This is a genomic window from Kitasatospora putterlickiae, from assembly GCF_039527695.1.
Classification (GTDB): Bacteria; Actinomycetota; Actinomycetes; order Streptomycetales; family Streptomycetaceae; genus Kitasatospora; species Kitasatospora putterlickiae.
This window is the reverse complement of sequence record NZ_BAAAKJ010000294.1, coordinates 15191-22929: the sequence shown is the minus strand read 5'-3', so window position 1 is coordinate 22929 and position 7739 is coordinate 15191. Positions and strand designations below refer to the sequence as shown.

Annotated in this window: 9 protein-coding genes and 1 pseudogene; 6 read left to right on the top strand and 4 right to left on the bottom strand. The window is 74.5% G+C overall.

What is annotated here, in order from left to right; genetic code table 11:
• Positions 1-254, bottom strand: a pseudogene (locus ABD308_RS28605) (alpha/beta hydrolase); the annotation flags it as partial.
• 211 nt (positions 255-465) lie between these two features.
• Between ABD308_RS28605 and ABD308_RS28600 the strand changes: the two are divergent.
• Entirely contained in the window at positions 466-1278 is an 813-nt protein-coding gene (locus ABD308_RS28600; protein WP_344340559.1) for a mechanosensitive ion channel family protein, read from the top strand.
• Positions 1279-1330: 52 nt separating this feature from the next.
• Here the strand turns inward: ABD308_RS28600 and ABD308_RS28595 are convergent, their stop codons facing one another.
• On the bottom strand, positions 1331-1705 hold the full coding sequence (locus ABD308_RS28595) for a DUF6401 family natural product biosynthesis protein (protein WP_344340557.1): 375 nt from the start codon (positions 1703-1705) through the stop codon (positions 1331-1333).
• Between the two features lie 140 nt (positions 1706-1845).
• Here ABD308_RS28595 and ABD308_RS28590 point away from each other — a divergent pair, with 140 nt between their 5' ends.
• From ABD308_RS28590 to ABD308_RS28570, 5 genes are all read left to right on the top strand, one after another.
• Positions 1846-2772 (top strand): LLM class F420-dependent oxidoreductase, encoded by a 927-nt coding sequence (locus ABD308_RS28590; RefSeq protein ID WP_344340554.1) that lies wholly within the window; start codon positions 1846-1848, stop codon positions 2770-2772.
• 180 nt (positions 2773-2952) lie between these two features.
• On the top strand, positions 2953-3627 hold the full coding sequence (locus ABD308_RS28585) for an AAA family ATPase (protein WP_344340551.1): 675 nt from the start codon (positions 2953-2955) through the stop codon (positions 3625-3627).
• Between the two features lie 306 nt (positions 3628-3933).
• Positions 3934-4941, top strand: coding sequence for a zinc metalloprotease (locus ABD308_RS28580; RefSeq protein WP_344340548.1), 1008 nt, complete (start codon positions 3934-3936; stop codon positions 4939-4941).
• Between the two features lie 172 nt (positions 4942-5113).
• Positions 5114-5602 carry a universal stress protein gene (locus ABD308_RS28575; protein WP_344340545.1) on the top strand — a complete coding sequence of 163 codons (489 nt, stop codon included), beginning with the start codon at positions 5114-5116 and terminating at the stop codon, positions 5600-5602.
• 48 nt (positions 5603-5650) lie between these two features.
• Positions 5651-6499: a DNA-formamidopyrimidine glycosylase family protein gene (locus tag ABD308_RS28570; RefSeq protein ID WP_344340542.1), complete on the top strand. Its 849-nt coding sequence runs from the start codon at positions 5651-5653 to the stop codon at positions 6497-6499.
• Here ABD308_RS28570 and ABD308_RS28565 read toward each other — a convergent pair.
• Complete coding sequence (locus ABD308_RS28565; RefSeq protein WP_344340539.1) at positions 6447-7082, bottom strand: nucleoside/nucleotide kinase family protein; 636 nt, start codon at positions 7080-7082, stop codon at positions 6447-6449. The genes ABD308_RS28570 and ABD308_RS28565 overlap by 53 nt on opposite strands.
• 70 nt (positions 7083-7152) lie before the next feature.
• Positions 7153-7739 (bottom strand): outer membrane protein assembly factor BamB family protein (locus ABD308_RS28560; protein ID WP_344340537.1); only part of this gene is annotated, 587 nt, incomplete at its 5' end.

Genomic DNA, 7739 nt, shown 5'->3' with positions numbered 1-7739 from the left:
TCGGCCCGCTCGCCGTTCCAGCCCCGGTGGCGGTAGCGGACGCTGCCGACCGCGACGCCCGCGCCCGCCGTCTCGCGGCGCAGCGCGTGCACGAAGCCGGCCATCCGCAGGCCCGGCAGGTTGAGCGGGCCGGGCCGGGACAGGCCGTGCTCCTGGCCGCCGTGCAGGAGCAGCACCGCGGCGCCCGGCCGCTCGGGCGACCCGTGCCAGGCCAGTGCCCGGTGGCCGCCGCCGCCCGTACGGTTGTCGCTCACGTCGCTCCGTTCCCCGCCCGCCGTCCGCCTGGACCGCCACTGTACGTGCTGGGCGGGCGCGGCGGGGATGCCCCGGTGGCGGGAGCGGGTTCACCCGGGGAGGCCAGTGCGGGCCGCCGGGGCGTGCGGGCTCCCGGAGCCCCTGCTATCCACGAAGGCAGGGGGGTCCGCGCGCCGTCCCCGGCGCGGTTTCGCCGAGTGGAGGACTCCCGTGGCCCAGCAACTCGCCCTGTCCGTCGACTTCGGCTCCGGCTTCACCGAGGCCTGGTCGAAGGTCGCCAAGTTCATTCCCCAGTTCATCGCCTTCCTGGCGATCCTGGTCATCGGTTGGTTCGTCGCCAAGGCCATCGCCCGGTTGCTCGACCGCGTGCTGCGCCGGGTCGGCTCCGAGCGGGTGGCCGAGCGGTCCGGGATCGCCCGGCACCTGGAGGGTTCCAAGTACGACCTGACCGGGATCGTCTGCAAGATCGTCTACTACGCGATCCTGCTGATGGCCCTCCAGCTGGCGTTCGGCGTCTTCGGACCGAACCCGATCAGTGTGATGATCAATGGCATCGTCGCCTGGCTGCCGAAGGGCATCGTCGCCGTCGTCATCGTGGTGGTCGCGATGGCCATCGCCAACGCCGTGCGCGACATCGTGCGCAACGCGCTGTCCGGTGCGGCGTACGGGCGGACGGTGGCGACCATCGCCTGGGCGTTCATCGTCCTGCTGGGTGTGGTCGCGGCCCTCGGGCAGGCCGGGATCGCCACCGCGATCACCGGACCGGTGCTGGTCGCGGTGCTGGCCTCGATCGCCGGCATCCTGATCGTCGGCGTCGGCGGCGGTCTGATCATTCCGATGCGCCAGCGCTGGGAGCGCTGGCTGGCCAGTGCCGAGCAGGAGACCGCCAAGCTGCGCGGCAGCGCCTACCAGGCGGGACGCTCGGACGCGCTGTCCAACCAGCCGGCCCGGCCGGCCACCCCGGCCGCGCAGCCTCCCGTCCCGGGCATCGACCCCGGCCGGCCGGGCGAGCAGCCGGGCTGATCCGTCCGGCGCCGCGCCGTACGGCGGCGGCACGAAGGCCGTACGACGCCGCTCAGGCCGCGAGCAGGCCGTCCTGCCGGACGAGCCAGCAGATCGCGGTCAGCCGGTGCACGGCGTAGTCGTACCCGACGGGTTCGCGCCAGCCGATCTCGGCGAGCGCGTCGAGGAAGCCCAGCGCGTAGTCGGACAACTCCTCACGGTCCAGGGGCCGGGGCGCCAGCTCCGGCCCCTGGTCGTGGAGCAGCTCGCGCAGCTCGGCGGCGTGCTGGTCGACCGCGGCGGTGAAGCCGGGCTCGAAGGCGAACTCGGCGAGCCGGGGCGTGAAGGCGGCGACGATCCCGGGCAGCGGACAGCCGGCCGGCCGGCTGCGCGGGTCGGGGGAGCCGTCGGGGAGACCCCGGTCCGACTCGTCGGGCGTGGCGAACATCCGTCCACCGTAGGCGAGCGGGGAAGCGGCTCCGGCCGCCCGGGGCGGTTCCGGGCTGAGACCTTGGCCACGCCGGCGGTCCGGACCGGTTCGGCCGATCCGCCGGTGATCACGGGGCGCTCCGTACCAGAATGGCCGGTATGGATCTTCGCATCTTCACCGAACCCCAGCAGGGCGCGAGCTACGACACCCTCCTCCGGGTGGCCCGGACCGCCGAGGAGCTCGGGGTCTTCAGCGCCTTCTTCCGTTCCGACCACTACCTCAAGATGGGCGGCGTCAGCGGCCTGCCCGGCCCCACGGACGCCTGGATCACGCTGGCCGGCCTCGCCCGCGAGACCAGCACCATCCGCCTGGGCACCCTGATGACCGCCGCCACCTTCCGGCTGCCCGGGGTGCTCGCCATCCAGGTCGCCCAGGTCGACGCGATGAGCGGCGGCCGGGTGGAGTTCGGCCTCGGCGCGGGCTGGTACGAGGAGGAGCACACCGCCTACGGCATCCCCTTCCCGAAGGAGCGGTTCGGGCGGCTGGAGGAGCAGCTGGAGATCGTCACCGGGCTCTGGGGCACCGCGCTGGGCGAGACCTTCGACTTCGAGGGGACGTACTACCGGCTGAGCGAGTCGCCGGCGCTGCCCAAGCCGGCCCAGGCGAAGATCCCGGTCCTGGTCGGCGGCACCGGCCCGACCCGCACCCCGGCGCTGGCCGCCCGCTTCGCGGACGAGTTCAACCTGCCGTTCGTCCCGGTCGACGACACCGCCGCCCAGTTCGGCCGGGTCCGCGAGGCCGTCGAGAAGGCCGGCCGCGCGGCCGACGACCTGGTCTACTCCAACGCCCTGGTGGTCTGCGTCGGCCGGGACGACGCCGAGGTGGCCCGCCGGGCCGCCGTGATCGGCCGCGAGGTCGACGAGCTGAAGGCCAACGGCCTGGCCGGCACCCCGGACGAGGTGGTGGAGAGGATCGGCCGCTACGCCGCCGTCGGCTCCCAGCGGATCTACCTGCAGGTCCTGGACCTGGACGACCTCGACCACCTGGAACTGATCGCCGCCCGGATCGCCCCGCAGCTGGGCTGAGCGGCTCCGCTCCCGGTCCGTCGTAACGGTCCCGGTGCGCTTCTGTGACGTACCCGGGGCGGTAAAGGGCTCGGCCCGGACCCGGTCTGACCATTAGTCTTTACTCTCTCTTGAAGGGGAAGGACCTTTGGGAGGCGGGGTCCGGGAGAGCCCGGGCCGGCGGGGAGGCAGGGGGATTCGATGGCGGACGTAAAGGTCTCCAGGACGGTGCTCGACCGGACGGCTCCGGTGCGGGCCGGCTGCCCGGAGGCCGCGGCGGAGCCGTCCGCCGGTGTGCTGCGCCCGCACGGCCTGCGGGACCTGCGGCAGACCCGGCCGGCCGCGCTGCACTACCCGGCGGGCGACCTGCTGGTGGTCTCCGGGCTGCCGGGCAGCGGCAAGAGCACCCTGATGCGCCGCTGCGTGCGCGCCCCGCTGGTCGACTCCCAGCTGGTCCGCGAGGAGTACGCGGCCCGGCTGCCGTCCTGGCTGCCGTACGCGGTGTACCGCCCGCTGGTGCGGATCGCGCACTACCGGCGGCTGCGGCGCGCGGTGCTGGGCGGCGGGCCGCTCACCGTGCACGACTGCGGGGCGGTGCCGTACGTGCGGCAGTGGCTGGTCCGGATGGCCGAGCGACAGGGGCGCCGGGTCCACCTGGTGCTGCTGGACGTGAGCGCCGAGGAGGCCCGCGACGGCCAGCGCGCCCGTGGGCAGGCCGTCTCCGCCTACGCCTTCGCCCGGCACCGGGACGCCGCCCGGCGGCTGCGCCGGCGGTTGGCCGGGACCGGGTGCCCGCCCGCCGGATGTGCGTCGGCCGTGGTACTCGACCGGGCCGGTGCGCGTGCCCTGCGGGAGATCGTCTTCGTGGCGTCGTAGTCTCGGCGAGGCGGTTCGGGCGCCCGGTTCATCCCGTTCGTCCCGATCTGCCGGCCGCCGCACCACTGCGCGGGGCAGACGGGGTGTCACGTTTCGGACAGGCCGGGGCCGGTACTGTGCGCAGGCGCGCGACGGGAAATCCTCCATGTGCGGCGAGATCCGGCCGCTCAAACTTCCGGATTTTGTCCGATTTGTCGTCAGAAGTTCCAGGCCGGAACATATCTGACGCGTACACGCGGCCCTGCGTAGCCTGTGGCTCGGCGGTCCCCCTCAGCCGCTGTCCCCCACCACCCCACAGGAGCGCAGATGCGTCGTTCCGCCCGTGTCCCCTCGCGTGCCACCACCCGATTCCTCGGCGCGGCGGCCGTCGTCGCCGCGCTCGGCCTCACCCAGTTCGTGGCGCCCACCGCGCTGACCGCCGCCGGAGCGCCCGCCCAGGCCCCGTCCGCCGCCTGTGCCGCCGACGGCTCCCAGGACGCCGCGGCCCGCAAGCCCGCCGGCAGCCCCGGCACGGCGGAGCCCAACGCCGTCACCGAAAGCCAGGCCAAGGCGATGGACGCGGACTTCCAGTCCCGGCTCTCCCAGCTGGCGAACTCCCCGCAGGGCGGCACCCTGCTGGCGCCCGGCACGCTCGCCGCCACCACGACCATCCCGGTGTACATGCACGTCGTGCACTCCGGTACCACCGGCAAGCTGTCGGCCACCACCATCGCCCGGCAGATCGACGTCCTCAACGCCGCCTACAGCGGCCTGGGCACGGGCAACACCGCGAGCCAGTTCCGCTACCAGCTGGTCGCCACCGACTACACCGACAACGCCACCTGGTACAACAACGTCACCCCGGGCTCCACCGCCGAGCGGTCCATGAAGACCGCGCTGCGCAAGGGCGGTGCCAGCGCCCTCAACCTCTACAGCGCCAAGCTCGGCCAGTCGCTGCTCGGCTGGGCGACCTTCCCGAGCTCCTACCGGTCCAACCCGACCAACGACGGCGTGGTCCTGCTCGACTCCTCCTTCCCCGGCGGCACGGCCGCCAACTACAACGAGGGCGACACCGCCACCCACGAGGTCGGCCACTGGCTCGGGCTCTACCACACCTTCCAGGGCGGCTGCGGAGGCCAGGGCGACTACGTCGCCGACACCCCGGCCGAGGGGAGCGCCGCCTACCAGTGCCCGGCCGGCCGGGACACCTGCACCGCCCCCGGGGTCGACCCGATCCACAACTTCATGGACTACACCTACGACTCCTGCATGACGCAGTTCACCGCCGGTCAGGTCGCCCGGATGTCCAACTCCTGGGCCGCCTACCGGGCCTGACGGGCCCCGCGCGGAAGCCCGGAACCCCGGCGGGTGCGTGGCGACGGCGCCGCGCATCCGCCGGCACCGATTTCAAAGGTGTACGAACCAATCGGCGCGGCAATTGCCGGACACATGCCCCTGTTGATCTAAGTTTGGAGGGCAAGGAGCACGTCGAGCAAGGAGCAGCGGCATGGTCAACAGCGCGAACCCCAGGATCGTCGTCGGTGTGGACGGCTCGCCCGCCTCGGAGAAGGCGCTGCGCTGGGCGGTCGACTACGCCCGGCTGACCAACGGCAGCGTCCACGCCATCGCCGCCTGGGAGTACCCGGCGTTCTACGGCTGGGCCGGGGCGAGCGTGCCCGCCCCCGAGTTCAACCCCGAGGAACTGGCCGGCAAGACCCTCTCCGACACCGTCGCCAAGACCGTCGGCGCTCGGCCCGACGTACGGATCACCGAGTCGGTGGTCCCCGGCAACGCCGCCCAGGCGCTGCTGGACGCGGCCCACGGCGCCGCGCTGGTCGTGGTCGGCAGCCGCGGCCTCGGCGGCTTCACCGGCGCCCTGCTCGGCTCGGTCAGCCGCCACCTCACCGAGCACGCCCCCTGCCCGGTGGTCGTGATCCGCCACGGCCTGGCCGACGACGAGGCCGCCGGCCGGGCGAGCGGCGGCGACGTGGAGTAACCGGCCGCTCGGCTGCGGCGGGCCGTCGCGCGGAGAGAGGATGGAGACATGCCAGAAGGTGACTCCGTCTACCGCGCGGCGGCCCGCCTGCACGCCGCCCTCGCCGGGCAGGTGCTGACCACCGGCGAGCTGCGGGTGCCCGCGCACGCCACCGCCGACCTCACCGGACGCCGGGTGCTGGAGGTCGTCCCGCGCGGAAAGCACCTGCTCACCCGCCTCGAAGGCGGCCTCACCCTGCACACCCACCTGCGGATGGACGGCCGCTGGGTGGTCTTCCGCCCCGGCGAGCGGTGGACCGGTGCGCCGCTCCACCAGATCCGCGCCGTCCTCGGCACCGAGCAGGGCACCGCCGTCGGCTACCGGCTGCCGGTCGTCGAACTGCTGCGCACCGGCGACGAGCAGCGCGCCGTCGGCCACCTCGGACCGGACCTGCTCGGGCCCGACTGGGACCCGGCCGAGGCCGTCCGCCGCCTGCTCGCCCACCCCGGCCGGCCGGTCGGCGAGGCCCTGCTCGACCAGCGCAACCTGGCCGGGATCGGCAACGTGTACGCCAACGAGCTCTGCTACCTGGCCGGTGTCACCCCGTGGACCCCGGTCGGTGAACTGAACAGCCCGGACCGTCTGGTGGCCCGCGCCCACCAGGTCCTCGACGCCAACCGGCTGCGCTCCGGCCACATCACCACCGGCGACACCCGGCGCGGCCACCAGCAGTGGGTCTACGGCCGGGCCGGGCGGCCCTGCGCGCGCTGCGGCACCACCGTGCTGACGGCGGACCACGGCCCGGTGACGCGGGAGCGGCCGGCGTACTGGTGCCCGTCCTGCCAGCGCGGCCCCGCCCCGGCGGTCAGGGGCGTTCGACCAGGGCCGGGTGGCGCGGGTCGTCGAGGCGGACGGTGAGGTCGGCCGCCTCCGCCGGTGCGGTCTCGGCCTCGTAGCGGGCGAACGCGGGCAGCGTCCACCGCTCCTCCGGCGCGGTCCGCCGCTCCAGCGCGGCCGGGGAGAGCGCCAGGTGCACCGTCAGCTCCAGTGGCAGCCACCGCCCGAGCAGCAGCGCGCCGTCCAGCAGCAGCACCCCGGCGGGCGCCAGCCCGGTGTAGGGCGCGCGGGTGGCGCGGTCGGTCACCGGGTCCCGCAGCGAGGGAAGCACCCGGCCGGTGCCGCCCGGCTCCAGCGGGTCCAGCACCTCGCGCAGCAGCGCGCCGTCGTCGAGCCAGAGGTCGTGGAAGGCGTCCGCGTCGTGCCGGCCGTACTCCAGCCGCACCGAGGCCGGACGCAGGAACCCGGCCGCCGGGACCCGCAGCGTCGGGAGGCCGCGCAGCCGCAACGGCTCCACCAGGGCGTCCGCGAGCACCCCGGGCCGGGCCGCCGCGGCACCGTCCACGGCGACCCGCAGCCGGCGCTCGCCGGCGCCGGGCAGCGCGGCGATCCGGTCGGCGAGCAGCTCGACGAGACGTTCGGGCGAGATCGGGCGAATCGGCACGGCGTCATCCTGCGGTCGGGGACGGGGAGGCCCTGGGCGGCCGGCGCTCGTCGTCGAACGCCCCGGACATTCAGGGCACGGGGAGCGCGCCCAGACAGTAGAGGACGCTGTCGTGGCCCGCGAACAGCCGGGTACCGTCGCTGGACACCGACCAGACGTCGATCCCCGGGCCGGAGTCGGCGAACGCGTTGAAGGGAAGCCCGGACGTCGTCTCGATGAAGCTGACGCCCGCGTGGGCCGGGCCCGGCACCACCAGGCTCGTGCTGGTCAGCAGCGGGCGGCAGCGCCGGTCCAGCCGGAACGGCAGCTGGAACCGCCAGACCTGCTCGCCGGTGTCCGCCGCGTGGGCGGTGACCAGCCCGTCGTCGCGCAGCACGTACACCCGGAAGTCGTCGCTCACCGGCGGCAGCGCGCGCCACTCCTCGCCGGGGCCGGGCAGCACCGACCAGTGCGGCGTGCCGTCCTCCAGCCGCAGCGCCCGCACGCCGGCCGGCCCGTCCGGGAGGTAGACGTGCCGCAGGTCGACGCGGGACCAGGAGGGGCCGCCGTTCGCGACGGTCCAGAGCCGGCGGCCGGTGACGCCGTCCAGCAGCGAGACGCCGGCGGTCGGGTCGGCGTCCCAGGTGAGCAGCCGGCCGACGCCGGTGTCGAACACCC